At 60.5% G+C, this 25,981-nt stretch carries 22 protein-coding genes; 14 read left to right on the forward strand and 8 right to left on the reverse strand.

The genetic code is table 11. The annotated features are described in order from the left end of the window. Positions 1 to 470: 470 nt before the first annotated feature. The gene (locus HDF12_RS00155; RefSeq protein ID WP_179580225.1) at positions 471 to 1,895 is read left to right on the forward strand and encodes a glucoamylase family protein; all 1,425 of its coding nucleotides are present in this window, start codon (positions 471 to 473) and stop codon (positions 1,893 to 1,895) included. 166 nt (positions 1,896 to 2,061) lie between these two features. On the opposite strand, the gene ligA is transcribed toward HDF12_RS00155, so the two are convergent. After that, positions 2,062 to 4,212 (reverse strand): NAD-dependent DNA ligase LigA, encoded by a 2,151-nt coding sequence (ligA, locus tag HDF12_RS00160; protein WP_179580227.1) that lies wholly within the window; start codon positions 4,210 to 4,212, stop codon positions 2,062 to 2,064. 73 nt (positions 4,213 to 4,285) lie between these two features. Here ligA and HDF12_RS00165 point away from each other — a divergent pair, with 73 nt between their 5' ends. Continuing rightward, positions 4,286 to 5,191 carry a formate/nitrite transporter family protein gene (locus tag HDF12_RS00165; protein ID WP_179580229.1) on the forward strand — a complete coding sequence of 302 codons (906 nt, stop codon included), beginning with the start codon at positions 4,286 to 4,288 and terminating at the stop codon, positions 5,189 to 5,191. An 81-nt stretch (positions 5,192 to 5,272) separates the two neighbouring features. Then, positions 5,273 to 6,271 carry a zinc-dependent alcohol dehydrogenase family protein gene (locus HDF12_RS00170; RefSeq protein WP_179580231.1) on the forward strand — a complete coding sequence of 333 codons (999 nt, stop codon included), beginning with the start codon at positions 5,273 to 5,275 and terminating at the stop codon, positions 6,269 to 6,271. 144 nt (positions 6,272 to 6,415) lie between these two features. Here the strand turns inward: HDF12_RS00170 and HDF12_RS00175 are convergent, their stop codons facing one another. Then, positions 6,416 to 7,396: a substrate-binding domain-containing protein gene (locus HDF12_RS00175; protein ID WP_179580233.1), complete on the reverse strand. Its 981-nt coding sequence runs from the start codon at positions 7,394 to 7,396 to the stop codon at positions 6,416 to 6,418. A gap of 218 nt (positions 7,397 to 7,614) precedes the next feature. Further along, positions 7,615 to 8,607 carry a substrate-binding domain-containing protein gene (locus HDF12_RS00180; RefSeq protein WP_179580235.1) on the reverse strand — a complete coding sequence of 331 codons (993 nt, stop codon included), beginning with the start codon at positions 8,605 to 8,607 and terminating at the stop codon, positions 7,615 to 7,617. Positions 8,608 to 8,760: 153 nt separating this feature from the next. On the opposite strand from HDF12_RS00180, the gene mfd reads away from it, so the two are divergent. Continuing rightward, positions 8,761 to 12,510: a transcription-repair coupling factor gene (mfd, locus tag HDF12_RS00185; protein WP_179580237.1), complete on the forward strand. Its 3,750-nt coding sequence runs from the start codon at positions 8,761 to 8,763 to the stop codon at positions 12,508 to 12,510. A gap of 14 nt (positions 12,511 to 12,524) precedes the next feature. On the opposite strand, the gene HDF12_RS00190 is transcribed toward mfd, so the two are convergent. Continuing rightward, complete coding sequence (locus HDF12_RS00190) at positions 12,525 to 13,457, reverse strand: DUF2950 domain-containing protein (RefSeq protein WP_179580239.1); 933 nt, start codon at positions 13,455 to 13,457, stop codon at positions 12,525 to 12,527. Continuing rightward, positions 13,454 to 14,770 (reverse strand): DUF3300 domain-containing protein, encoded by a 1,317-nt coding sequence (locus tag HDF12_RS00195; protein ID WP_179580240.1) that lies wholly within the window; start codon positions 14,768 to 14,770, stop codon positions 13,454 to 13,456. The genes HDF12_RS00190 and HDF12_RS00195 overlap by 4 nt, the downstream gene beginning before the upstream one ends. Positions 14,771 to 15,040: 270 nt before the next feature. Between HDF12_RS00195 and HDF12_RS00200 the strand changes: the two genes are divergently transcribed. The 6 genes from HDF12_RS00200 to HDF12_RS22105 all read left to right on the forward strand — a co-directional run bounded on the left by HDF12_RS00200 (position 15,041) and on the right by HDF12_RS22105 (position 20,168). After that, positions 15,041 to 15,445: a DUF3224 domain-containing protein gene (locus HDF12_RS00200; RefSeq protein ID WP_257025536.1), complete on the forward strand. Its 405-nt coding sequence runs from the start codon at positions 15,041 to 15,043 to the stop codon at positions 15,443 to 15,445. A gap of 102 nt (positions 15,446 to 15,547) precedes the next feature. Continuing rightward, entirely contained in the window at positions 15,548 to 15,979 is a 432-nt protein-coding gene (locus tag HDF12_RS00205; RefSeq protein ID WP_179580242.1) for a cupin domain-containing protein, read from the forward strand. A gap of 42 nt (positions 15,980 to 16,021) precedes the next feature. Then, the gene (locus HDF12_RS00210) at positions 16,022 to 17,809 is read left to right on the forward strand and encodes a DUF885 domain-containing protein (protein ID WP_179580243.1); all 1,788 of its coding nucleotides are present in this window, start codon (positions 16,022 to 16,024) and stop codon (positions 17,807 to 17,809) included. Positions 17,810 to 17,812: 3 nt separating this feature from the next. After that, entirely contained in the window at positions 17,813 to 18,490 is a 678-nt protein-coding gene (locus tag HDF12_RS00215) for a hypothetical protein (protein WP_179580244.1), read from the forward strand. Between the two features lie 17 nt (positions 18,491 to 18,507). Continuing rightward, the gene (gene galU, locus HDF12_RS00220; RefSeq protein WP_179580245.1) at positions 18,508 to 19,389 is read left to right on the forward strand and encodes a UTP--glucose-1-phosphate uridylyltransferase GalU; all 882 of its coding nucleotides are present in this window, start codon (positions 18,508 to 18,510) and stop codon (positions 19,387 to 19,389) included. Then, positions 19,386 to 20,168, forward strand: a complete 783-nt coding sequence (locus HDF12_RS22105) for a ferritin-like domain-containing protein (protein WP_257025279.1) — start codon at positions 19,386 to 19,388, stop codon at positions 20,166 to 20,168. Before galU ends, HDF12_RS22105 begins: the two co-directional genes overlap by 4 nt. A gap of 132 nt (positions 20,169 to 20,300) precedes the next feature. Here the strand turns inward: HDF12_RS22105 and HDF12_RS00230 are convergent, their stop codons facing one another. Continuing rightward, positions 20,301 to 20,687 carry a carboxypeptidase-like regulatory domain-containing protein gene (locus HDF12_RS00230; RefSeq protein ID WP_179580246.1) on the reverse strand — a complete coding sequence of 129 codons (387 nt, stop codon included), beginning with the start codon at positions 20,685 to 20,687 and terminating at the stop codon, positions 20,301 to 20,303. 38 nt (positions 20,688 to 20,725) lie between these two features. Further along, the gene (locus HDF12_RS00235; protein ID WP_179580248.1) at positions 20,726 to 20,926 is read right to left on the reverse strand and encodes a hypothetical protein; all 201 of its coding nucleotides are present in this window, start codon (positions 20,924 to 20,926) and stop codon (positions 20,726 to 20,728) included. A 157-nt stretch (positions 20,927 to 21,083) separates the two neighbouring features. On the opposite strand from HDF12_RS00235, the gene HDF12_RS00240 reads away from it, so the two are divergent. From HDF12_RS00240 to HDF12_RS00250, 3 genes are all read left to right on the forward strand, one after another. Next, entirely contained in the window at positions 21,084 to 22,631 is a 1,548-nt protein-coding gene (locus HDF12_RS00240; protein WP_179580250.1) for a M20/M25/M40 family metallo-hydrolase, read from the forward strand. Between the two features lie 272 nt (positions 22,632 to 22,903). Beyond that, the gene (locus HDF12_RS00245) at positions 22,904 to 23,173 is read left to right on the forward strand and encodes a DUF1905 domain-containing protein (RefSeq protein ID WP_179580252.1); all 270 of its coding nucleotides are present in this window, start codon (positions 22,904 to 22,906) and stop codon (positions 23,171 to 23,173) included. 144 nt (positions 23,174 to 23,317) lie between these two features. Beyond that, positions 23,318 to 24,145 carry a rhomboid family intramembrane serine protease gene (locus HDF12_RS00250; protein WP_179580254.1) on the forward strand — a complete coding sequence of 276 codons (828 nt, stop codon included), beginning with the start codon at positions 23,318 to 23,320 and terminating at the stop codon, positions 24,143 to 24,145. 181 nt (positions 24,146 to 24,326) lie between these two features. On the opposite strand, the gene HDF12_RS00255 is transcribed toward HDF12_RS00250, so the two are convergent. Next, a complete protein-coding gene (locus HDF12_RS00255) occupies positions 24,327 to 24,887 on the reverse strand; it encodes a hypothetical protein (RefSeq protein WP_179580256.1) in 561 nt (186 codons plus the stop codon). A 526-nt stretch (positions 24,888 to 25,413) separates the two neighbouring features. Here HDF12_RS00255 and HDF12_RS00260 point away from each other — a divergent pair. Continuing rightward, a complete protein-coding gene (locus tag HDF12_RS00260; RefSeq protein WP_179580258.1) occupies positions 25,414 to 25,860 on the forward strand; it encodes a hypothetical protein in 447 nt (148 codons plus the stop codon). Positions 25,861 to 25,981 lie beyond the last annotated feature (121 nt).

A 25,981-nucleotide genomic window follows, 5' to 3' on the forward strand; every position in this document is an offset into this window, starting at 1 on the left:
TCGTAGTCTTTTTCACGCGTCCACGCATTCATGCAGTCTGTCACAAGTACAGCTCTTTGTGAGCGTTCCTTAATCCTTGACGGATTACCTTCGGCGGGCTCGACAGGATCCTCGGTACTCTGTCGGAACCCCGACTTGACGCGATCCTCACGCGGATTCTTGACACTTATTTTCCGAAGTGGGCAATATCCACGTAGGCAAACCTTTGCCCAACCAGCCGACAATGCGATCGCCGTCCCACAACTCAACTCCACATGCGAGTTCCAGCCACTCGACTCGAAGTCTCTGGCAAAGCCTCTGCCCGGGGAAAAATCGCACAGCATCGACCTGCCCACCCGCAGCATCCAAGTAGCAAGTCTGTTCCAGCTCCTCACCAGACCGGGACATGCTCTACAACGTCCGCGTTACTTTTATACGATTCACAGCGTCAGACACGTCTGCAGTCCTGGCAGGAACGTACGATAGAGAGAATGAGTTTCAGCACCTCGACTCCGCCTAAAATCACGCGACGCAGCGCGACTAAACTCCTCGGCGGAGCCATTCTGTCTGGTTTTGCAGCATTCCCTCTCGAGGCGCAACAGGCAACCTCGCCCCAACCGTCATACACACGGCTGCTAAGCGACGAAGACATCGCCTTTCTCGAAGAGATGGAACGCGCGGGCTGCCTCTACTTCACCGAACAGGCCGACGCGGCCACCGGACAGGTCCTCGACCGCGCCACCAACAAGACCGCCACCGGCGAGTTCGACCAGCACTTCGCCGCCAGCATCGCCGCCACCGGCTTCGGGCTCACCTCACTCTGCATCTCCGACAGGCGCGGCTACCTCGACACCAATCGCATCAAAAAGCAAGTCATCACCACGCTCGACTTCCATCTCAACAAGATGCCGAACGAGCACGGCTTCTTCTACCACTTCAGCGACGTTAAAACCGGCAAGCCCCTCATCAACGTCGAAGTGTCCTCCATCGACACAGCCATCTTCCTCTGCGGCGTCCTCACCGTCCGCGCCTACTTCGCCGATCCCCAAATTACCTCCCTCGCCACTCAGCTCTACAACCGCGTCGACTGGCCCTGGATGCTCAACGGCGGCAAAACCTTCTCCATGGGCTGGCGCCCCGAGACCGGCTTCATCTCCACCCGGTGGGACCACTACAGCGAACTGATGATGCTCTATCTCCTCGCCATCGGTTCGCCCACCAATCCCATCCCCCCAGACTCCTGGAGCGCCTTCACCCGGCCTCCCATGACCTTCGGCCCCTACTCCTACATCAGCGGACGCGACCCTCTCTTCATCCACCAGTTCTCCCACGCCTGGTTCGACTTCGCCGGCAAGCGCGACGCCTACGCCAACTACTTCTCCAACTCCATCACCGCCACGCGCGCCCACAAGGCCTTCTGCCTCGGCCTCAAACGCGGCTACACCGACGACTACTGGGGCGTCTCCGCCTCCGACTGGGAGCACGGCTACTCCGCCTGGGGAGGCCCTCCCCTCATGGGTCCAGTCGACGGGTCGGTCGTCCCCTGCGCCGCCGCCGGTTCGCTCCCCTTCCTCCCCCACGACTGCGTCCGCGTCCTCCGCGCCTTGCGTGACAACTTCGGCAAAGACGCCTGGGGACGCTACGGCTTCTGTGACGCCTTCCACCCAGATCTCCACTGGTACGACCCCGACGTGCTCGGCATCGACCTCGGAATCAGCGTCCTCATGGCAGAAAATCTCCGCAGCGCCTTCGTCTGGGACACCTTCATGCAGAACCCCGAACCGGTCGCCGCGATGAAGGCATGCGGATTCCACAGCGCTCGTCAAACCACCAACCCCTCCGAGCCAAAACCCACCGCCATCCCCAGTCCCAATCAGCCCGTAACTCCAAGCACCAATCGCCCACCCAGTCTTTAGGAGGCCCGTCTCCAGCAGCCCCGCCTTAGCCCATCTGCGAATGCACCAGGATCCCTTCCGACCAACGGGAGGACCATGCCGCAAACCTATCAAGACCGGTATACACGTCACGAAGTGACCGCTCTCCGCGCAGGAGGCCCGTCCGGCAGGACACGCTCTCTCGCAACTACCCCAGCAGCTCCAGCAACCCCGCCTCATCCAACACCTTCACACCCAGCGAGTTCGCCTTATCCAGCTTCGAACCCGCCTCTTCCCCCGCCACCACATAGCTCGTCTTCTTACTCACACTCCCCGAAACCCGCCCACCCGCCGACTCGATCTTCTCCTTCGCCGACTCCCGCGTAAGATTCGGCAGCGTCCCCGTCAGCACAAACGTCAGCCCCTCCAGCGTCGAAGTCGTCACCCGCTTCTCCGCCGTCATCTCCAACCCCAGCGCCGCAAGATCCTTCACCAGATCCTTGTTCTTCTCCACCGCAAAAAACTCCGCAATCGCCTGCGCCACCTTCGGCCCCACCTCATTCACCGCCTCCAACGCCTCGCTCGCCTGCACTGCCTCCTGAGTCGCCTCCGTCATCAACTCATCCATCGAGCCGAAGTGCTCCGCCAGCAATTGCGCCGTCCGCTCACCTACAAACCGGATCCCCAGCCCCAGCAACACCCGCGCCAGCCCCCCATCCTTCGAGCGCTTAATCTGTTCCAATAGCGCATCCGCCGTCTTCTCGCCCACTCGCTCCAGCCCCAGCAGGTCCTCGCGCTTCAACCGGTACAAATCGCCAATCGTATGAATCAGCGGCTTCCGCACCACGACCGGCGCACCCTCCTCCGTCACCGCCTCCGGATCGCCACCCAGCTCCGCACTCTGGCCAAGCAGCTGCGCCACCATCGCATCGCCCAGCCCCTCAATGTTCATCACCCCGCGCGCCGACCAATGCAACAACTCTTCGCGAACACGCGCCGGACACGAGTTGTTGACGCACCGCCAATCCACCTCGCCCTCAATCCGCTGCAGTTCGCTCGTACAAACCGGGCAGCTCTTCGGAAACGCAATCTCCTTCGTCCCTCGCGGATGCGCCTTATCCTCCACCACCTCTACAATCTTCGGAATCACATCCCCGCCCCGCTCCACCTGCACAAAATCGCCAATGCGAACGCCAAGCCGCGCAATCTCATCCGCATTGTGCAACGTAGCCCGCGACACCGTCGTCCCCCCAATCAACACGGGCGCAAGCGCCGCCACCGGAGTCACCTTCCCTGTACGCCCCACCTGAAACAACACATCCTCCAACTTCGTAATCCCAGCCCGCGCCGCAAACTTGTATGCAATCGCCCACCGCGGAGCCTTCCCGGTAAACCCCAGCCTCCGCTGCTGCGCCGTAGCATCCACCTTGATCACAACACCATCAATCTCATACCCCAGCGAATCACGCAGCGGCTCCGCATCCGCAATAAACTTCACCACCTCGTCGATGCTCTTCAAAGCCCTGACATACTTGTTCACGCGAAAACCCGAAGTCTTCAAGGCATCGAGCGCGGTCGACTGCTGCGGCAACAAAAACTCCCCATCCCGCAACAAAAAGTAGGCATAAAAATCCAGCCGCCTCTGCGCCACAATATTCGGCTCCAGCGTACGAATCGTCCCCGCCGCTGCATTCCGCGGATTCGCTGCCGGAGCCTGTCCCGCCGCCTCCCTCTCTTCATTCAGCTTCAAAAACGACGCCTGCGGCAATACCACCTCACCGCGAACTTCAAAGCTGTGCGGCAAACCCGCCGCTTTCAACTTCGCAGCCGAGATACTCAGCGGCACAGACCGAATCGTCCGCACATTGCTCGTCACATCCTCGCCAATCGACCCATCCCCCCGCGTCAGCCCCCGCACCAGATGCGCCGAGCCATCTTTCGCGCCATGCGCCTCGCCTTTGTCAGATCCAGCCCCATACTGCAGCGCCAGCGACAGACCATCCAGCTTCAACTCGCACACATACCGCACGGCCTCCGTACTCGGCAGAGCATCCCGCACCCGCTGATCCCACGCCCGCAGCTCCTCTTCGTTGTACGCATTGTCCAGCGACAGCATCGGCCGCGAGTGCGGCATCTTCGTGAATCCCTCTTTCGGTTTCCCACCCACACGCTGCGAAGGCGAGTCCGCCGTCACCAGCTCCGGATGCTTCTCCTCGAGCCCCTTCAGCCGGTTCATCAGCGCGTCATACTGCGCATCCGTCAGCTCCGGCGCGTCTTCAACGTAATACAAATATTCATGGTGGCGAAGCTGATCGCGCAGCTCCTGTATCGCCTGATCGGGTGTAAGCTCTGAAGCCATAGCCAGAATTATAGAGAGCCGCGCTCTACACTCTCGCACCTCACTTCAACCTGTCCCTGCATCTCACTCTTATATGCCCTACCGCCTTCGCCGCTACCCACCGCCGCCTCCGGCCAACCAGGACGCGCAGAAAAATCTCGAGCGCCCCAGCGCCCAGGACATCTACGAGCAGGTCGCCAACAACGCCCGCCAGGAGCTCGGCCGATCCAGCGTCTCCCTCGCCATCTCCGGTCTCGCCGGCGGCATCTTCATGGGCCTCTCCGCTCTTGGCAACGCCATCGCCATCGCGCTCCTCACCACCCCCGGCACCGTCCCCTCCCACACCATCTTCTTCGTCGGCAAGATGTTCTACCCCCTCGGCTTCATCGTCGTCATCCTTGGCCGCTCCCAGCTCTTCACCGAAAACACCCTCTACCCAGTAGCCCTCGTCCTCGCCGAAAAGAAGCACTTCTGGAAGACCCTTCGTCTCTGGGCCACCGTCCTTCCCGCAAACGTCCTTGGCGCTCTCACCTTCGCCGCCCTCGCCGCCCTAACCGACGCCGTCAACCCAAGCGTCGTGCAAGCCCTCGCAGGCCTCGGCCTCGAAGCCATCCACAACCCCGCCGCCACCATCTTCTGGAGCGGCGTCATGGGCGGCTGGATCATCGCCACCGTCGCCTGGCTCGTCTCCGGATCACACTCCATCACCGGCTCCGTCATGATCATCTGGATGTTGACCTTCGTCGTCGGTCTCGGCAACTTCGCCCACTGCATCGCCACCAGCGGCGAAATCCTCACCGCCGTCCTCATCGGCAAAGCCGCATGGACCAGCTATCTCACCTGGCTCCTCTTTGCCGTAGCCGGCAACATCTGCGGCGGCGTTGGCATGGTCACCCTCCTCGAATACGGTCAGGTCATCTACGGTGGCGACGCCGACGCCGAAGCCATCGCCCCCCATCCGAAGGAAGAGTCAAAGACCGAAGAGTCTGCAAAAGCCTAAGCCCTTCCCTCTGAAATTCGCGCCCTTTCGCCAGCGCAATCATCCAAAACGTACGCCTAAGACCGCAGGAGCGTACTCAACATGCCCGACACAGTAAAGATGGTCCGCTTTCACAAAATCGGTGGCCCCGAAGTCCTCCAGTTCGACGAACTCCCTCTCCCCGAACCAGGCAAGGGCGAGGTTCGTCTCCGCGTCAGAGCCATCGGACTCAACCGCGCCGAGAGCATGTTCTTCCACGACCGCTACCTGGAAACGCCCGTTCTCCCGTCCACAAACGGCTACGAAGCCTCCGGCATCGTCGAAGCTGTCGGTCCCGGCGTGGACCCCAGTTGGATAGGCAAGAAAGCCAGCACCACCCCGGCCTTCTCTCTCAACCACTACGGCGTCTACGGAGAGGTCGCCATCGTCCCCATCCACGCAGTTGCCGAGTACCCTTCCAAGCTCTCCTACGAAGAAGGCACCAGCATCTGGATGCAGTACATCACCGCCTACGGCGCACTCATCCACTACGGCCACCTCACCAAGGGCGACTACGTCATCATCACCGCAGCCAGCAGCAGCGTCGGATTAGCCGCTATCGAGATCGCCAAAGCCGAAGGCGCCATCAGCATCGCCACCACGCGCACCTCAGCCAAAAAAGCCGAACTCCTCGCCTTAGGCGCCGATCACGTCATCGTCACCGACGAAGAGAACCTCGTAGCCCGCGTCAATCAAATCACTTCCAATCAAGGTGCACGTCTCGTCTTCGATCCCATCGGGGGCAAAGGTCTCGAAGCGCTCGCCAACGCCACCGCAGTCCAGGGCACCATCTTCGAATATGGCGCGCTGGCCATGGAGCCAACTCCCTACCCCCTCTTCACCGCACTGAACAAGCGCCTGATCATCCAGGGCTATACCCTGCGAGACATCCTCGCCAACCCAATTAAGTCACAAAATGCGAGAAAGTACGTCTTCGACAACCTCGTCGCCGGCAACTTCAAACCCCGCATCGACAAGACCTTCCCCTTCGCACAGATCGTCGAAGCCCACCGCTACATGGAATCAAACGTGCAAATAGGAAAAATCGTAGTCACACTCTAGAGTCGATAGCTGTAGAGAAAATCTCTAACGTCGCTGGATTGTGTGATCCGTCATCTCGACCGTAGTCGCGCAGTCATATCGCGCGACGCAGTGGAGAGATCCCTGTATTTCGTCTTTACGCTCGCAGCTGCTGCATCTCCGCTGCTACGGCGTCTTATCTTCACCGATATTCAGCATCCTATCCACGTTGTTTTTATCGATCAACGAAACGCCCGTATCGATAAAGGTAGGAACCGGCGCAAACGAATCCAGCGAATAGTCCTGCACCAGCGGCTTCAAGGGATAGTGATGGATGTCGTCCAGCGCCTTCAGCCCCACCAGCGCCATCGTAAAGGGCTTCTGCGAGATGGTCGAATCGATCGTTCCATCCTTCACCCCCTGCAACACCGTCTGGTCCGTGTCCATCCCCACCAGCAACCGGTCCTTCACACCCGCCCGCCGAAACGCCTCGGCCACATCTCTACCCGACGCCGCCTCCAGGCACACGATCGCATCAACCCGGTTCGCTCCCGTTCGCGACAGATAGTCCCGCGTCTGATCCATCGCCAGACCCGAGTCTCCCTTCATATCGAAGACGTCGACAATCTTGATCCCTGGATAGTGCGAGAGCGCATCTTTATAGCCCTTCAACCGCTCATCAATGTTGGGCTGTCCCGGAATCGAAAAGAAAGCCACGTTCCCCTTGCCATTCAGCTTCGCCGCAACCCGTTGTCCGCCCAGCCGCCCCGCCTGCAGGTTGTTCGTCCCGATGAAGTACAGCCGGCCACTCCCCGGAGCATCGGAGTCCATCGTGATCACCGGAATCCCCGCCCCCAGCGCAGCTCTAATCTCCGGAGCCATCAACTCCGCGCTCGCCACCGACACCAGGATCCCCGCAGGCTTTCGCGCCACCACCGTACGAAACTCCGCAACCTCGCCCTGCGGATCGAACGTCGTCGTCCCGCGCATCTCGGCCGAAACCCCATACTGAACCGCCGCCTTCTGAAACCCGGCATTCGCCGCCTTCCAGTAGGGCAGGTTGATGTTCGTAGCAATCAGGTAATAATGTTCGTCTTTGCTGTGTCGGGTGCATCCCGCAAGCACTGGAAGGAACATAGCCAAGAGCACAAAAAGAGGTCGTCTCATAAAAGAGTTCATCGTCATCCTCTGGCAAAAACTTCTGTCCGAAGCCAAAGACGTTGAATCAGGCATCGGCTCAGATCACATCTCGCGGGCCAAGATACAAAATCCAAACCACGGAACGAAGGAACCGTCCCGAAATCTCCGCGGCCGCCGAAAGAGTCCATCTCTTTGCGGCAACCGGAAGACTCTCAGACAAATCGCCAGATACCAAACAGCAAAATCTACTGATTTACCGATCTCTGCTTCTTCATCACAGCGTCCAGATTCGTCTTATCCACCAGCGCAACTCCCGTATTGACGAAGGTCGGGAACGGAGAATAAGGATCCAGCCCAAAGTCCTGGTCCAGCGGCTTCACAGGATAGTGATGAATATCGTCCAGCGCCTTCAATCCCAGAAACGCCATCGCGTACGGCTTTTGAGAGATCGTCGAATCGATCGTTCCATCACCCACCAGCTTCAGTGTGTCAGAGTCCACATCCATCGCTATCAACAAGCGGTCGGTGACATTTCTCCGTTTGAAGGCCTCCGCTACGTTCGCACCCGACCGGGAGTCCAGGCAGATGAACGCGTCGATCTTCGCCGGCCCCTTCCGCTCAAGGTACTCACCCGCCTTATCCATCGCCGTCCCCGCATCCGTCTTGATATCGAACACCTCTACGATCTTGATCCCGTGATAATCCTCTAAGATGTCCTGATAGCCCTTCAACCGCTCATCCAGGTTCGGCTGCCCCGGATTCGTGAAGAACACAACATTTCCTTTCCCGTTCAGTTGCGCCGCCGCGCGCCTCCCGCCCAGCTTACCCGCCTCGAAGTTGTTTGTCCCGATAAAGTACAACCGCTTGCTCTCCGGCGAATCCGAGTCGATCGTAATCACCGGAATGCCCGCCGCAATCGCCGCATCGATCTCCGGCTGCATCAGCTGGGAGTTCACAACCTGGACCAGAATCCCTGCAGGCTTCCTCGCCACCATCGCCTTGAACTCATCCACCTCTGCCTGCGCGTTCAACCCCGCCGGTCCGCGCGTGTCCACAGACACCCCATACTCCGCACCCGCCGCCTCAAATCCGCTCGCAGCCACCTTCCAATAGGGCAGCGCCGTATTTGTGGCGATCAGATAGTACTGCTCGCTCTTGCTGTGACGGGTGCACCCCGCAATCAGTGGGAGCACCACCGCTAAAAGCGCAAAAAGATACCGCTTCCTCAAAGTATTCATGTCCATCCTCCGGCAGTATCTCTGTCCGAAGCCGAAAAAATGTCGAAATCGGGCAGCAGCGCAGGCTCTATTTCCCTGCGGGAGCCAGATACTACTCCAAATCACTCTGCGGAGTAAACCCGTGCAGACTCCGCTTGATAAACTCCATACAGCATGGTTCTTCCCTTCGTCCGCGAGCTCCTCGCAGACTTGGAGCATTCTGAAGCTTTTGAGCGTGTACGCCGCCACCTCAGCGGAGGCACGGGGCGCAGACGTGTCTCCGGACTCACCTTCACCGCACGCGCCCTCTACCTTCCCTTCTTCGTCCGCGTCGCGCAAGCCCCCTGCGTCATCATCGTCGCCGACAACAAAGCCGCCGAAGCCCTCCAGGCCGCCGTAATCGCAGCCTGCGAGCTCACCGGCGCACTCCCCGCCGTATCCGTCCTCCGCCTCCCCGCCCACGACGTCCTCCCCTTCGAAAACCTCTCCCCCCACCCCGAGATCCAGGAGACCCGCGCCGCCACCCTCTGGAAGATCGCCACAGGCCAAGCCAAACTCGTCATCGCACCCGTCGAAGCCGCCTGCATGCGTCTCTTCCCCCGCGACTACTACCGCGCCCTCACCCTCCATCTCAAGATCGGCGAAGAGTACATGCCCGACATGCTCGTCGAGCACCTCCTCTCCGTCGGCTACGCCAAAGTCGACGTCGTCGAGATGCCCGGTCAGGTCACCCTCCGCGGCGGCATTCTCGACGTCTACTCCCCCGAGATGGACCGCCCCGTCCGCATCGACTTCTTCGGCGACGAGATCGAATCCATCCGCCGCTTCGACCCCGACACCCAGCGCTCCGCCTCCACCCTCGACAGCGCACTCCTCCTCCCTCTCACCGAAACTCCCGTCACCGACAAGCTCCTCACCGCCATCAACGCCCGCCTCACCCGCGCAGGCAAAGCCGGAGCAGCCCTCGAAGGCGGCGAAGAGCCCGCCGAACTCCTCACCCACGTCAGCACCCGCACCGGTGAAGCCACCATCTTCCCCGGCTGGGAGTTCTTCGCTCCCGTAGCCGGCGCCAACCTCACCCTCCTCGATCTTCTCAGCGCCTCCAGCCCCGCGGCCCCGCGCGTCTTCCTCGAAGAACCCGCAATGATCAAAAACCAGGGCGAGCGCTGGTGGAACAAGATCGAGCAGCGCCACGAGCGCTCCGGCATCGGCAACCTCGTCCGCCCCGAGGACATCTACCTCTCCCCCTGGGATCTCGACGACCGCCTCCACAAATTTTCCGGCATCGAACTCGACCAGCTCGGTGCCGTCGACATCCTCGACGCCGACCGCAGCGATCTCTCCGAAGTCGACTTCGCCACCCGCCCCACCATGCGCTTTCACGGCTCCATCCCCGCCATGATTGACGCCATCAACGCCCTCATCAAACAGGAAGCCCGCATCCTCCTCACCGCCCCAAACCAGGGCGAAGTCGAACGCCTCGCCGGCCTCCTCCAGGAGTATCAACTCCCCTACCGCCTCGGCTCCCGCAACGAGCAACACGGCAGCTCCACCGTCTACACCGAGTCAAGCTACCTCGGCGGAAACACCATCGACCTCCGCACTCCCGTCATCGTCAAAACCCCCATCGCCGCAGGCGTGCAAATCCTCGAGCTTCGTGAACGAGCCCTGGACAAAGGCACAGCCCACGGTCAGATCGTAATCTTCGGCGCGCAAGACCTCACCGACGACGCCGACGTAACCACTCGCCCCGTCCGCCGCGGCAAATCCAAAGCCGCCGCCTTCATCTCCGACTTTCGCGACCTCGCCGTCGGAGACTACGTAGTCCACGTCGAGCACGGCATCTCCCGCTACTGCGGCCTCCGCGTCATCGAAGAGAACGACGCCCCGCCACTCGAACTCATGATCCTCGAGTTCGCCGACGAAGCAAAACTCTACGTCCCACTCACGCGCCTCGACCTCATCCAGAAGTACCGCTCCAGCGAAACCGGCCCACCACCCGAACTCAACAAACTCGGCACCCAAGCCTGGCAGAAAACCAAAGCCCGCGTAAAAAAGGCGATGGCCGACATGACCGCCGAGCTGCTCAAGCTCTACGCGCAGCGCCAGGCCGCCGTCGGCACGCCCTTCTCGCCCGACACCAACATGCAGCACGAGTTCGAAGACGCCTTCGACTTCAACGAGACCGACGACCAACTCACCGCCATCGCCGACATCAAGGCCGACATGGAGTCCACTCGCCCCATGGACCGCCTCCTCTGCGGCGACGTCGGCTACGGCAAAACCGAAGTCGCCATGCGCGCCGCCTTCAAAGCCGTGCAGGACAGCAAACAGGTAGCCGTGCTCACTCCAACCACGGTACTCAGCTTCCAGCACTTCGAGTCCTTCAAGAAACGATTCGCCAACTTCCCCGTCAACATCGAGATGATCTCCCGCTTCCGCACCGCCAAAGAGAAAAAGATCATCCTCGAAAAAGCCGAAGCCGGCAAGATCGACATCCTCATCGGCACCCATGCCGTCCTCTCCAAAGACTTAAAGTTCCAGGACCTCGGCCTCCTCGTAGTCGATGAAGAACAGCGCTTCGGCGTCCGCCACAAAGAACGCCTCAAGCAGATGCGTGCCGCCATCGACGTCCTCTCCATGTCCGCGACGCCCATCCCACGCACCCTGCATATGTCACTGATCGGGTTACGTGATATGTCCGTCATCGAAACCCCACCCAAAGACCGCATGGCCATCCAGACCATCGTCGCCAAGTTCGACGAAAAGCTCATCCGCACCGCAATCGAGATGGAGCTCGAGCGCGGCGGTCAGATTTACTTCGTCCACAACCGTGTAGAAACCATCTACGACCTTGCCTCAAAGATTCGCGAATTAGTCCCGCAAGCCCGCATCGTCATCGGCCACGGCCAGCTCCCCGAAGCCGAACTCGAGCGCGTCATGCTCGCCTTCATGAACCACGAGTACGACGTCCTCGTCGCCACCAGCATCATCGAAAACGGCCTCGACATCCCCCTCGCCAACACCATCATCATCAACCGCGCCGACCGCCACGGCCTCTCCGAGCTCTACCAGCTGCGCGGCCGCGTAGGCCGAAGCAACCGCCGCGCCTATTCCTACTTACTCATTCCACCCGAAACTGAGCTAACCGAAATCGCCCGCCGCCGCCTCGCCGCACTCAAAGAGTTCTCCGACCTCGGCGCAGGCTTCAAAATAGCCGCCCTCGACCTCGAGCTACGCGGTGCAGGCAATATGCTCGGCGGCGAGCAATCCGGCCACATCGAAGCCATCGGCTTCGAGATGTACACGACCATGCTCGAAGAGGCCGTCCGCAAGATGAAGGGCGAAGAAGAAAAACCCGCCCACGCCAACACCGTCATCAACCTCGGCATCTCCGTCCGCATCGACAGCGACTACATCCCCGAAGAGAACCAGCGCCTCCGCATGTACAAGCGCATCGCCGGCGCCCAAACCCAGGCCGACCTCGCCGACGTCCGCGCCGAACTGCAAGACCGCTACGGCACACCACCCGAAACCGTCCTGAACCTCCTGGCCGCAGGCGAGATCCGCCTCCACTGCGAACAACTCGGCATCTCCCAGCTCGACCGCAAGCGCACACAGGTCGAACTCCCCAACCCCAAAGGCAACAGCGCCCGCGGCTCAGCAAAAGCCCAGCCCATCAAGACCTTCGTAGAGATGCTCCACGTCAAATTCGCCGCCGTCAACGCCGACCCCTCGCACTTCACCAACGGCAACAACAAAACCGTAGACCCTGCCACGCTGATGAAACTCGTAAGCCGCAACACCAAACGTGGAGCCCAGTTCACCCCACAAGGCACCTTACGCTGGCCCCTCCCCTCCGCGAAATCCGAGGAAGTCCTCAGCGAAACCCGCGCCCTCCTCGACTCTCTCACCACCACCTAGCCGGCAGCCGCCCTTCAGCGCGCAAGCTTCCACGAGCTATCCGGGTCATACATCGTCATCGCCTTCACAGCCGCCTCCGTCCCGTCTCCCAGATCCTTCTGATACACAGCCCCGCTTCTTCCAATAACAAAGGTCATCACGCCACTGGCCCCATACTCCGCCGGCCACGCAACGATAGCGAAACCGCCCGTCATCTTCCCGTCCCTCACATAGTCCTTCGCGCCGCCGACCGCATGCGCTCCCTGCGCCTTCAACACCCGGTAGTAGTAGCCATGAAACGGCGTACGCTTCCCGCCCTGCTGTATGTCGTACCCCTCACTAGTCGCTGCAGCCACCAGGCTGCCAGCCGGACTCTCCTCCTCGCCCTCCTTCGTCTCCCAGTAAAGACCATTCTCCTTGCCCGGCGCACTCACAACGTGCTCCGCATACGCGCCCCTGGGGTTCCCGTCATGGCCTGACTCGGCATACACCTTCTGCGCATCACGTAAGGCCCGGCACACCTTGATAGCGTCCAGTTCGTTTTGCCCAATCCGCCGATAAGCCAACTCCTGCGCGCCTTTTACCGCGTCGAAGTGCCATGCACCATCGGCCTTCACAATTGGGAACGGCAGCGGCCACGCACTCGTTCCCACGGTCAGGGTGACCATGTCCGGCCCGTTGTGAACAAACGCATGCGCCTTTTCGTAGCCCTTCAGGAAACCCACCCGCCCATTCTCATCGGCCGTCGCATCACCCGACGACAGCAGGTCCTGCGCCTGTGTCCCCAGGATCTCTTTCAATGCGGCATCATCCTTCGCCTTGACCGCCAACACAAACGCGCCCGCCGCCGCCCGATAGGTCGGAAATGTCTTCACCTGCGAGTCCTGCGCCAACGCAGACGCCGCACCGAAGGTCAGCAGTGTCGCAACAAGGGATCGAGACCACCAATCACGCCTGTAAAGTTTCATCTCGATCTACCTCCCGGACGTCCACCGGCACTGGCTTGGCCGCGACTGCTGGCCTGACGCGTTGCCGCGCCATTGTTGTTGCCACCAAACCCGCCCGGCCGCGAACCAGTCTGCGGCTGAGGCCGTTGCGCCGGCTTCGCACCACCCTGTGGATGCCCGGAATAAGACCCTCCCGGCGCAGGACGACTTGGTGCAGGCCGCGTAGTAGGCGTAGGGCGAGCCGTTGGCGCGGGCCGAGTAGTAGGAGTAGGAGTAGGACGAGGGGCTGGTGCCGGCCGAGTGGTAGGAGTCGGCCTGCCACCTCCACCATTCCCAGGAGGTCGAGTCCCTCCCCCATTCCCGGGATTTCCGCCATTACCCGGCGGACGAGTCCCGCCTCCATTTCCATTCCCAGGAGGCCGAGTCCCGTTACCATTCCCCGGACGATTCCCGCCGTTGCCGTTGCCAGGCGGCCGCGTCCCGACATTGCCCCCCGGTGGCCTTCCACCATTCCCATTATTCGGCGGACGTCCACCATTGTTCGGCGGCGGTCGATAACCCGGCTTGTTCGGTCCATTCGGTCGATACCCCGGCGGCGGCGGACGATACCCAGGACGGTTATTCCAATTATTCGGCGGTCGCGCATAAATAGGCCGGCCATACATCGGCGGCCGCGGCCGATACGGTGGATAAGGACTGTGGTAGTGGTTGTTGTACACCCAAACATTGTTATGGACGATCACACCGCGCCCACCCCAACCCCAACCCCATCCGCCCCACCCGTACGGCTGGTTGTTGTTGATCAGCGCCCCAATCGCGATCCCAGCCCCAAAGCTCAGCAAGGACGCCGCGACCACATCCCCCGTGCTCGGTCCGCTGACATAAACCTGCTGCGGCTGGTACTGCGGAACGTAAACCACCTGCGGATTCGCCGGCTGCACCACCACCACCTTCGTCCCACCGTCCTGCTGCACCGAAACCGTCTGGTACTCATTGCTGTCCAGCGTACCCGAGGCATACGCCTGCTGCCTCAACGTCTGTATCGCCGACATCACCGTCTGCTGGTTCGCCTTGAACGCCGCCCCCAGCGCCGCATAGTCATCAATATGCGTCGCCATCATGTCCAGCACCTGCGGAAAAGTCACCAGCGAGACAAAAGCCGGATCAAACCCACCCTTCAAAGCCGCATCCTGCAACGCCTGCCCCTGCAGCCCGGAGTTCTGTTTCACCCAGTTGTTCGCATCGATGATCTGCTGAGGATCCGTCGATGCCGCGCAGATCTGCGCCAGCAGAGTATCCGGATACAACGCGATCGGTGCTACCAGTTGGGTCAACTGGTCTCCCGTAGGAATAGCCTGGGCATGACTTACGCTGCCGGAAACCCAGTGGCACGCGATCAAAGCGGCCAGGACAATCACCATAACCCTGCGAAGGCACATCGAGTATCACCTCGAAACTGTCATATGAAACCATGTACAACAACCCGCGAGTTAACGAATTATCGGAGTGAAGGCACTCTAAGCCTGCCAATTATATGTCAATCTCCTCATCGTCCACCTCATACGCTTTCAACAACCCGGTCGCGATCTTCGAAGGAATCAAACCTGCAGACCCATGCCAACGGAACGTTTGAAGTGAAGACCACCCCTCAGCCCGCTGACTCCGATGCTGGAGGCGAGGCCCTGGGCCGTCTCCTCCTCGACAAGCAGTTCCACGGCGACCTCGAAGGCACCAGCAAAGGCACGATGCTTGCTGCCGGAACAGCCGTCAAAGGCTCCGCCGGCTACGTCGCCATCGAGATCGTCACCGGAACCCTCAACGGCCGCACCTGCACCTTCGCCCTCCAACACACCGGCACCATGACGCGCGGCACCCCAAGCCTCAGCGTCACCGTCGTACCCGACTCCGGCACCGGCCAGCTCACAGGCCTCTCAGGAAAGATGTCCATCAACATCGCCGACGGCAAGCACTCCTATGACTTCGAGTACACCCTCCCCGAAACCCAATAACTATCATTTGTCTCCGGCATGCAAACTTTCCGTCTTTTTTCGGGTTACAACTATCGGAGCTTGGACCCTCTCCCGTCTCATGGATAACAGAAAGGGGTAACCATGCATTACCCAATTCAAATCGGCAGAATCAGCGTCACCTTCCTCCAAAGCCGCCACGAAACCGGAGGCGCCTTCGATCTCTTCGAACTCATCGTCCCGCCTAACTTCTACCTCAGCGTCCCGCACCTGCACCGCGACTACGACGAGACCATCCTCGGCCTTAACGGCATCGCCACCTGGACCATCAACGGCGAAGAGATTCAGGTCAAACCAGGCCAACTACTCACCATCCCCCGCGGCACCGTGCACTCCCAGAACAATCTGCATAACGACACCGCCCGCATGATGTGCCTCCTAACCCCCGGACTCCTCGGCCCCGAATACTTCCGCGAACTAGCCGCAACCCTCAACACCGACGGCCCACCCGACATCGCCGGCATCGGCAACATTATGGTCCGCTACGGCGTCATCCCCATCTCAGCCGAGCGATAGCAGCCGAACAGCCAGTCATGCCGTAAACTCATTGCAATGTCAATGAACCGCACTCTCCTGGCAACCCTCGTGCTCACGCCAATCCTGCTCGCATCGGCTCCCCAGGCCCACGCCCAGCACCTCTCCGCCGACGGCGGTGTCCAGACGTTCAACTACCTCGCCGACCAGTACTTCTCCGACGTCTACTTTCACTTCGGCCCCACCGCCGGCACCTCCGCCGGTCTACACCAGTACGACGACAAGCTCGAGGACTACTCCGCCACAAACATCCAGAGAGAGATCGCCGCCCTCCACACCTACGAGAAAAAAGTCGAAGCCATCGACCCCTCCGCCCTCGACGCCTCCGTAGCCGGCGACCGCGCCATCCTCCTCAACAGCATCCGCAGCACCCTCCTCACCCTCGAGGTCATCCGCCCCTGGGAGAAGAACCCCGACAACTACTCCTCCGGCATCACCAACTCCGCCTTCGTCATCATGGAGCGCCCCTACGCCTCCGCCGACATCCGCCTCAAAGCCCTCGTGGCCCGCGAAAACCAGATGCCGCAAGTCCTCCTCGAAGCCCGCAAGAACCTCAAAAATCCCCCACACATCTACACCGAGATCGCCCTCGAACAGATCGACGACATCATCGGCTTCTTCCAGACCGACGTCCCCTCCGCCTTTACCGACGCCACCGACGCAGACACCAAAGCCGCCTTCGCAAAATCAAACGCCGCCGTCATCGAAGCCCTCAAGTCCTACGCCGCCTGGCTTAAATCCGACCTCCTCCCCCGCTCCAACGGCGACTTCAAGTTCGGCGCCGACACCTTCGCCAAAAAACTCAGCTACGACGAGATGGTCGACATCCCCCTCGACCGCCTCCTCGACATCGCCTTCGCCGACCTGCACAAAAACCAAGCCGAGTTCGCCCGCGTAGCCAAAGAAGTCGACCCCTCCAAGACCCCGCAGCAGGTCCTCGCCGAACTAGCCACCATCCACCCCGCCCCCGACAAACTCCTCAGCACCTTCAACGACACCTTCGCCAGCCTCATCGACTTCATCAACACCCACCACATCATCACCATTCCCTCCAAGGTCGAACCCACCTTAGAGGAGACTCCACCCTTCATGCGCGCCACCACGCAAGCATCGATGGACCCTCCCGGCCCCTTCGAAACCCACTCCACCAAGGCCTACTTCAACGTAACCCTGCCTGAAAAATCCTGGACGCCCGAACACATCGCCGAGCACATGGCCGCATTCAACGTCGGCACGGTCATCAGCACCAGCGTCCACGAGGCCTACCCCGGCCACTACGTCCAGTTCCTCTGGACCCCACAATTCCCCTCCACCGTCCGCAAGATCCTCGGCGCCAACACCAACATCGAAGGCTGGGCCCACTACACCGAACAGATGATGCTCGACCAGGGATACGGCCAACCCGGAACCGGAGCCCAAAACGAGCGCGAAGCCAAACTCATCCGCCTCGGCCAGATCCAGGACGCCCTTCTCCGCGACGCCCGCTTTGTCAACTCCATCAAGCTCCACACCGGACAAGGCGCCCCCGGAGGCCAGTGGACGATCGATCAGGCCGTCAACTTCTTCGTCACAGACGGCTACCAATCCCACTCCGTCGCCCTCGTCGAAACCAAGCGCGGCACCGCCGACGCCACCTACCTCTACTACACCCTCGGCAAACTCGAGATCATGAAGCTTCGCGCCGACATGATGAAGAAACAAGGCGCAGCCTTCAACCTCCAGACCTTCCACGACGACTTCATGCGCCAGGGCTTCGCCCCAATCAAAATCGTCCGCAAAGCCATGCTCCACGACGACTCGCCAGTCCTGTAGACGATGAAATTGTCGAGACAAACTAGAGCACGGTTAGCGTGGATTAAATCTTTCTTTAAGGCCTCCTGGCGCTTCGAAGACTATCCTATTGATTACATCGACCAGGGAGAAAGTTCATCCGATCTCCCAGAACGCCTCCAAAAGAAGCGATGGCGCGCAGACCTCTTGGGTGCATATTACCTATCGGGCTTAGGTGATGATCATCGATCCGCATTGGATGACGCAAAGCGCAAGTACACTGATTTTGTAGCTACTGGACAGAGAATGCCCCGACCCGGTTCGAAACCAAAAATCACCTTCGCGTCCGATGAGCGAGTCTCGCGCTTCCCGGAACTGCGGGACAACTTCATCAAGGAAGTCCTGCAGCTGGAATGGGCATTGGTCACCGATGAATCTTCACTCTGGGATTTTCATACCGATACCGACAACAGAAACATGTATTTGAAAATTGCCGGGGTTTACGGAGTAGACGTGTCCCACATCATAAGCGCAAACCTCGCCGATATATTGAACGGCATCATGGACGAGATTGGCACTTTTCCTGAAGACGATATATCAAAGGCTATTAGGCTTGGTCGGGATGCGCGCGCCCGCTACAACATGGGACTGCCCCGAACAACCGTGGAATCCGTATCAATAACATTTCTGACAGGTTTGTTAAACTACCTAACAGCCAATTGAATCGAGATTGCTGAACCATGACTCCCCAGAAAATCCGCAAAGCCGTCTTCCCCGCCGCAGGCATGGGCACCCGCTTCCTCCCCGCCACCAAGGCCATGCCCAAAGAGATGCTCTGCCTCGTCGACAAGCCCCTCATCCAGTACGGCGTCGAAGAGGCAGTAGCCGCCGGCTGCACCGAGATCATCATCGTCACCGGACGCGGCAAGTCCACCATGGAAGATCACTTCGACCGCAGCCCCGAGCTTGAAGCCTCCCTCGCCGCAAAGAATAAAACCGCCCTCCTCGAAGTCGCGCGCTCCGTCGCAAAGCTCGCCAAGATCACCTACACCCGCCAGCCCGAACCCCTCGGCCTCGGCCACGCCGTCCTCATGGCCAAAGAGCTCGTCGGCGACGAACCCTTCGCCGTCCTCCTCCCCGACGACATCGTCGACGCCACCATCCCCTGCATGAAGCAGATGGTCGAAGCCTTCAACGAAACCCAATCCAGCATCCTCGGCTCCGAGATCGTCGAAGGCGCAGCCATCCAGAACTACGGCTGCCTCGACTGCACGCCCGATCCCAAAAACCCGCGCCTGCTCGCCGTCAAAAACCTCGTCGAAAAACCCAAACCCCAAGACGCCCCATCGCAGAATGCGATCATCGGCCGTTACATTCTCACCCCGCGCATCTTCGAGATGCTCGAGCACATCACCCCCGGCGCAGGCGGCGAACTCCAGCTCACCGACGGCATCAAAGCCCTCCTTCAACACGAAAAAGTCTACGGATTCAGCTACCAGGGCAAGCGCCACGATGCAGGCGACAAGCAAGGCTTTCTCCGCGCCACCGTAGAGCTCGCCCTCAAGCACAAAGACCTCGGTCCCTCCTTCCGCGCCTGGCTCAAAGCCCTACCCATCCAATGACGCAGCTTCGCCGCCGGTCAGCCGCTCCTGACGAGAGCAAAGCCGACGCCGTAGCCTTCGGCAAACTCTTCATCTCCAACCCCGGCCTGCCCGCGCGCCCCGATGCCACAACGTTCTACGTTCAGGCACCACCGGCTGCACCGATTACCCCATGTAAACCGATTCCGCAACAGCCGCAATCATTCTCTTCCAATGATTGCGGCTCCCACATCCTCTGCCATGCTCAATCAACCCTTCATAAACTCCAGCTACACTTCCTGCATCTCACAACTGACACCACTACCGCAGCAAGCACTGGAGAACACATGCCTGATAAAGCAACCGCACCCTCGGTCATCACCCGCGAAAAACTAGTCGATCTCCTTAACGAAGATCTCTCCCGCGAATATCAGGCCATCATCGCCTATGTCGTCTACTCGCAGGTCCTCAAAGGCGCTCAATATATGAATATCGCCGACGAGCTCGCCGTCCACGCCACCGAAGAGCTCGCCCATGCCATCGCCCTCTCCAATCACATCGACTATCTCGGCGGCATGCCATCCGTCACCCCCAAGCCAGTCAAGACCTCCGAGAAGGCCGAGGATATGCTGCGCTTCGACCTCGAAAACGAGAAGAAGACCATCGCCAACTACCGCCGCCGCATCCGCCAGTGCGACGAGCTCAACGAGTTCGCCATCGGCGAGTCCCTCCGCGAGATCCTCATGCAGGAGCAGGACCACCTCATCGCCCTCGCCACTGCCCTGGGCGTAGACCCACCCGACCCAGGCATCGCCGACTAGATCTGTCCCGGCGCAGCAAGCCTGGAGTCCTCCTTCCGACCAACGGGAGGACCCAGGCATCTCGCCATCAAGACCGGTGTACAAGTCACGAAGTGACCGCCCCACGCGTAGTGGGCCCGTCCGGCAGGACAGCTACTTGCTTATCTTCAAATCGATATAAAACTGATTTTTATTGTCGAAAGAGCTGATCGTCTTCACGCCGCTCTTCTTCCCGTTACTCTCAGCCCAGATCTCATAATCCGTATTCTGCACCAGCTGCCCGAAACGGTAGCCGCCCGCATCGTCTGAAAAGTAGCTCTTCACCGCGAGGCTATGATCGTCCTTCAAGTAGACCACCGCGCCCTTCACGGCCGTCCCTTCGGCATCGACAACTTTGCCCTGGACAACCCGTTGCACTGGACCCCGCTGCTCCGCAACTGCGGAAATCGACTGCACAGCACCAAAGACAGTCATCAGCGAGCAAGACGCGAGAATCACCCTACCGGTAAACGAACGGAGCAAGAGATCAGTACGCTTCATGTCTTCCAGTATACGGCTATCACCATCCAGATCAGCCGTTACTCCTCTTCCTCCTCGTCGGTATGCGTTACATCTTCATCGTCATAACCCGCATCGTCGACAGCCGCCAATTCCAGTGGATCAACAGAAACAACCTCGAGATCGACGCCGCACTCATCGCACTGCACCGTCTCTCCCTCTTCCACTTCATCGACGTCAACAACAATCGGGTTATCGCATTCCGGACAAACAACAGCCATGGTCGTGCCTCCAGGGTCTTTGGGCCCACTCGCCCGTCTATAGGATTACAGGAACATCCCGACGGACGCCCTTGCTATTTATTTAGCGGCCATCCCGTTCCCACGTCAAGCATACGATTCACCCGGCACCCCGGTTTTGCAAAAGGAGAAAAATTTCGTGATCGCAGCATCCGTCTCGCCCGCACGCCCGGCCCGCTCTCGCTTCCTCGGAACCACCGCCCTCCTCGCCTGCACCCTCCTGCACGCACAACAGCCGCTCGCCACCGGCAAGCCCATCACCCCCGCACCAGCCGACCCCGCCATCGCCGCAGCCCTCGCGCAAATCTCCCCCGACCACATCAAAGCCACCATCACCAAACTCGTCTCCTTCAACAACCGCAGCACCCTCTCCAGCATGGACACTGACCTCGCCCCCAACACCGGCGTCAACGCCGCTGCCGACTGGATCGAGTCCGAGTTCAAATCCATCTCCACCGCCTGCAACAACTGCCTCGAAGTAAAGCGCGACACCTTCACCGAACCCGCCAGCTCCGTACCAAATGCCCGCATCACCAAACCCACAAAGATCTCGAACGTCTACGCCATCCTCCGCGGCACCGACCCCGCACAGGTCGCCCGCATGGTCCTCGTCACCGGCCACTACGACTCCCGCAACTCGAAGAACGAAAACACCCACGACCCCGCCCCCGGAGCCAACGACGACGCCAGCGGAGTAGCCGTCTCCCTCGAATCCGCCCGCGTCCTCTCCAAACTCAAGTTCCCCGGCACCATCGTCTTCGTAGCCGTAGCCGGAGAAGAACAAGGCCTAAACGGCAGCGCCCACCTGGCCAAACTCGCGCGTGAAGAAAACTGGCAGCTCGAAGCCGTCCTCAACAACGACATCGTCGGCGGCGACACCACCCCCGGCAGCACCACGCCGCCCAACATCCAGGACAAGACCACCGTCCGCGTCTTCTCCGAAGGCATCCCCGCCAATGCCACCCCCGACCAACTCCGCACCATCGAAAATCTCGGCGCCGAAGGCGACTCCCCCTCCCGCGAACTCGCCCGCGCCATCGTCGACGTCTCCTCCACCTACTTCCACCCCACCTCGCAGCGCCTCTCCGCCGGAACCCCCGCCAACCGCCCCCACAGCACGGCCATGCACATGATCCCCGCCTTCCACCCCGTCCTCATCTTCCGTCGCGACCGCTTCCTCCGCGGCGGCGACCACACCAGCTTCAACCAGGAGGGCTTCGCCGCCGTCCGCTTCACCGAGTGGACCGAAAACTTCAACCACCAGCACCAGGACGTCCGCGTAGAAAACGGCACCCAATACGGCGACCTCCTCCAGTTCGTCGACTTCAACTACGTCGCCAACGTAGCCCGCCTCAACGCCGCCACCCTCGCCACCCTCGCCTCCGCCCCCGGCGAGCCGCAGAATGTCCGCACCCTCACCACCGCCCTCGACAACAACACCGAGCTCACCTGGCAGCCCCCCGCCGGCGCTCCCGCCAGCACCACCTACGAGGTCGTCTTTCGCGAGACCGACCAGCCCGTCTGGACCGACTCCGAGGCCGCAGGCTCCTCCCTCAACCTCAAGCTAGCCATCTCCAAAGACAACGTAGTCTTCGCCGTCCGTTCCGTCGACCCCGCCGGCCACCGCAGCATAGCCGTCCTCCCCACACCCGAACGCGGCCAGCGCCCCCCAACCCCGGCAAAATAGTAATGTCCTGCCGGACGGTCCTCCTGCGCGGAGGGCGGTCACTTCGTGACGCGTATACCAGTCTTGCCGGAATGAGCGGCACGGGTCCTCCCGCTGGTCGGAAACATCTTCCTTCGCGACCAACGGAAGCGCCGAGCAAAGCCCTACACAAGTCACGAAGTGACCGCCCCACGCGTAGTGGGCCCGTCCGGCAGGACACAGCGCTCGAAAACAGCTTATATTGCTTCCAGGCAAAACGGAGTTCCTGGCCGGATGACAGGAGGTCACACCCAATGCTGAACAAAACTTTCACCGCCACCCTGCAAAAGAGCCCTGCCAAAGGTGGTTGGACCTACGTCGTCTGGCCCGACTCAGTAAAATTCTTCGGCACGCGAGGACTCGTCAAAGTCACCGGAAAGATCGATGGCCACCCCTTCCGCAGTTCTTTCATGGCCCTCGGCGACGGCACCCATAAACTGCCCGTCAAGGCAGACATCCGTAAAACCATCAACAAACAGCCAGGCGACAAGGTAAAGGTGCTGCTCGAAGATCGCATCGACTAAATCCGGAAACAACAGCGTGTAAATCCGCAGACCAACAGCAAGGCGTCCCGTTTTGATGAAAAAATCAGCGCCGTCCGCGCAAATCGGCGCAAACTCTCCCCGCCACCGGACCGGAGAACCTATGATGAAATAAGAAAAGCATCCATGCCTCGCTCCGGCCCCATCTCGCTCGCTCTCCCCGCCTTCGAAGGCACCACCCGCAAGCTCATCCTTCTGAACGTCGGAACCTTCTTCGGCCTTCTCCTCCTCCGCTGGCTCGCCCCGGGACTTCAGGCCGTCCTCCTCGCCCACCTCATCCTCGAGCCCCTCGCCGTCCTCCACGGCGAAATCTGGCAGCTCCTCACCTACTCCTTCGTCGAGCAGGGCATCCTCGGCATCCTCTTCGGTATGCTCACCCTCTGGTTCACCGGCTCCCTCCTCGAGCCCTCCTTCGGCGGCCGCTGGCTGGCCGAGCTCTACCTCACCTCCGTCATCGGCGGCGCCATCCTCGCCTCCGCCCTCTCCTTCACCCACGTCCTCGGCCTGCGTCCCGACATCGTCGCCGCCGGAGCCTGGTCCGGCATCTTCGGCCTCATGGTCGCCATCGCCATGATCTTCGGCGACCAGGAGTTTCTCCTCTGGTTTGTCCTTCGCATCAAGGCCAAGTACATGGTCGCGATCTACATCCTCATCGCCATCGCCATTCTGCTCAAGCAGGCCGACAGCTTCAACGCTCTCATCCAGCTCTCGGGCGCCCTCTGCGGTGCGCTCTTCGTCAAATTCGCTCCCCGCCGCGGCCTCGCCTTCGCCGTCTCCGAGCGCTACTTCGGCGTCCGCAACCGCTACTACCGCTGGAAGCGCCGCCGCGCCGCCCGCAAGTTCGAGGTCTACATGAAGAAGCAGAACCGCGAGGTCCACTTCGACAAAGACGGCCGCTACGTCGACCCCGACGAGCTCCGCAAGAACCCCAACGACAAGCGCTGGATGAACTAGCCAAGCGCTGGATGAAAAGGAGTGCACGTCACCGCAGGGTGCTCTAGCGGCATTCCGTTGACGGCGAAGAGATCTCTCATCGCGACCATCGGGAGCGCCAACCTAAGGGGTATACCCGTCACGAAGTGACCGCCCCGCGCGCAGCGGAGAGACCTGCTCCCCTCAAAACGGCCCAGGCCATCTACCGCGAAGCCACCGTCAAGCTGCCAAACGCCTGCTGATAATTCGCGCTCCAAACCCCCTCCGCATCCTCGCTCTGCAGATAAACCCGCTTCTCCCCGGCAAACTCCGGTGCAAACTCCACCACAAGATTCACCGTCAAACTCTTCCCCTCAATCTCCGACGAAGCCCCCGCCGCCATCACCGTGCACTGCGAGTTCTTCAACATCGCCCCGCTCCCCACCCTCGCCGCATGACTCCCCCACACTCCACCCATATTCGGCACCAGGTCAATCTCCTGCGCCCGCACGTCGTATCGCACCAGGCACTCCTTCGCCGACCACCCCCTCTGCTCTCCCGGCCGCACGTTACTCGACATCACCGACACCGTGACCTCACGAATATGCCCGCCCCCTTTAGGATCCTGAAAGGTCGCCGCAATTCTCTGCTCGTATCCCTCGCCACGCGACACAACAACCGACACCGGAGTCGACGAATCCATCCTCATAGGAGCCACCCGCCTGCATCCCGTCAGCAAAGACCCGCAGACAATCGCCACCGCAATCACCCTCACATCCCGCACGCCAGCCCTCCCAGAACCAACCTGCCCTCTTCAGCCAGCCCTCAGATTCAAGAAACTTACCGAAGAAGGCTTCGCTCTGCCTAGACCTCAAGAACGAATTCCGGAGATTTCTCACTGCCCTAAAATTCAACCGCCTCACTTGTTGAACCACCGTTCCCGTAACCGTGTCATTCCGACTAAAGCGCAGCGAAGTGAAGGAACCAGCATCTCGCCAGACCCCACAAAACCGAGCATTCCCCAGAAAAAACACTGTCAACCCCACAAACCATCTAACCAAAACAAAACAAACAAGATCGACGTGGCGCATTAGTTTCACTCAACTTGGTAAACTTGAAAGGTAGAGATCTCAAAAGCCCCGAGCCAAAGCTTGGGGCTTTCGTTTTTAAACCTAAACCCTTTAGAAAGACGTATTTGCCGCTAACCCCAATGGTTGCACGAATTTAGCAAAACGACAATTTGTCATCTTGTTGCAAACATTCAACTTATACGGAAATAACCCCCCAGGGGGTACTCCAGGAGAGGCACCATGGAATATCCAATCTGCCGTCACATCAAGACCAACGGTCTGCAATGCCACGCGCCCGCCCTCACCGGCGGCGACTACTGCTACTTCCACAATCGCCTCCACGTCCGCCACGCGCAGTTCCGGCCCAACGACATCTCTCGCCCCTACTTCACTGCCGGCCGAGATCTGGAGCTGTGCGCTCTCGAAGACCGCGAGGCGGTTCAGTTTGCACTCTCCGTGGTCATCAACGCGCTCGCCACCAACCGCATCGACACCAAGCGCGCCACGGCGCTCCTCTACGGACTTCAGCTGGCCTCGTCCAACGCCGTCCGTCTCAACAACACTCCGGAGACACCCGATGTGGTCCGCGCCGTCGAGTCCTCGAACGACGGCCTCGACCTCGCCGAACCCGGAGCCATCATGGAAGTCTTCACTCGCCTTGAGCTCGAGCAGAGCACAAGCTCATAGATGCCTGTCCTGCCGGACGGGCCCGCTACGCGCGGCGCGGTCACTTCGTGACTTGTATACCGGCTTCGCCCCGGCGCTCCCGATGGTCGCGAACGAATCTTGATCCCGACCATCGGGAGGA

The organism is Tunturiibacter gelidiferens (assembly GCF_013410115.1).
Lineage (GTDB): Bacteria > Acidobacteriota > Terriglobia > Terriglobales > Acidobacteriaceae > Edaphobacter > Edaphobacter gelidiferens.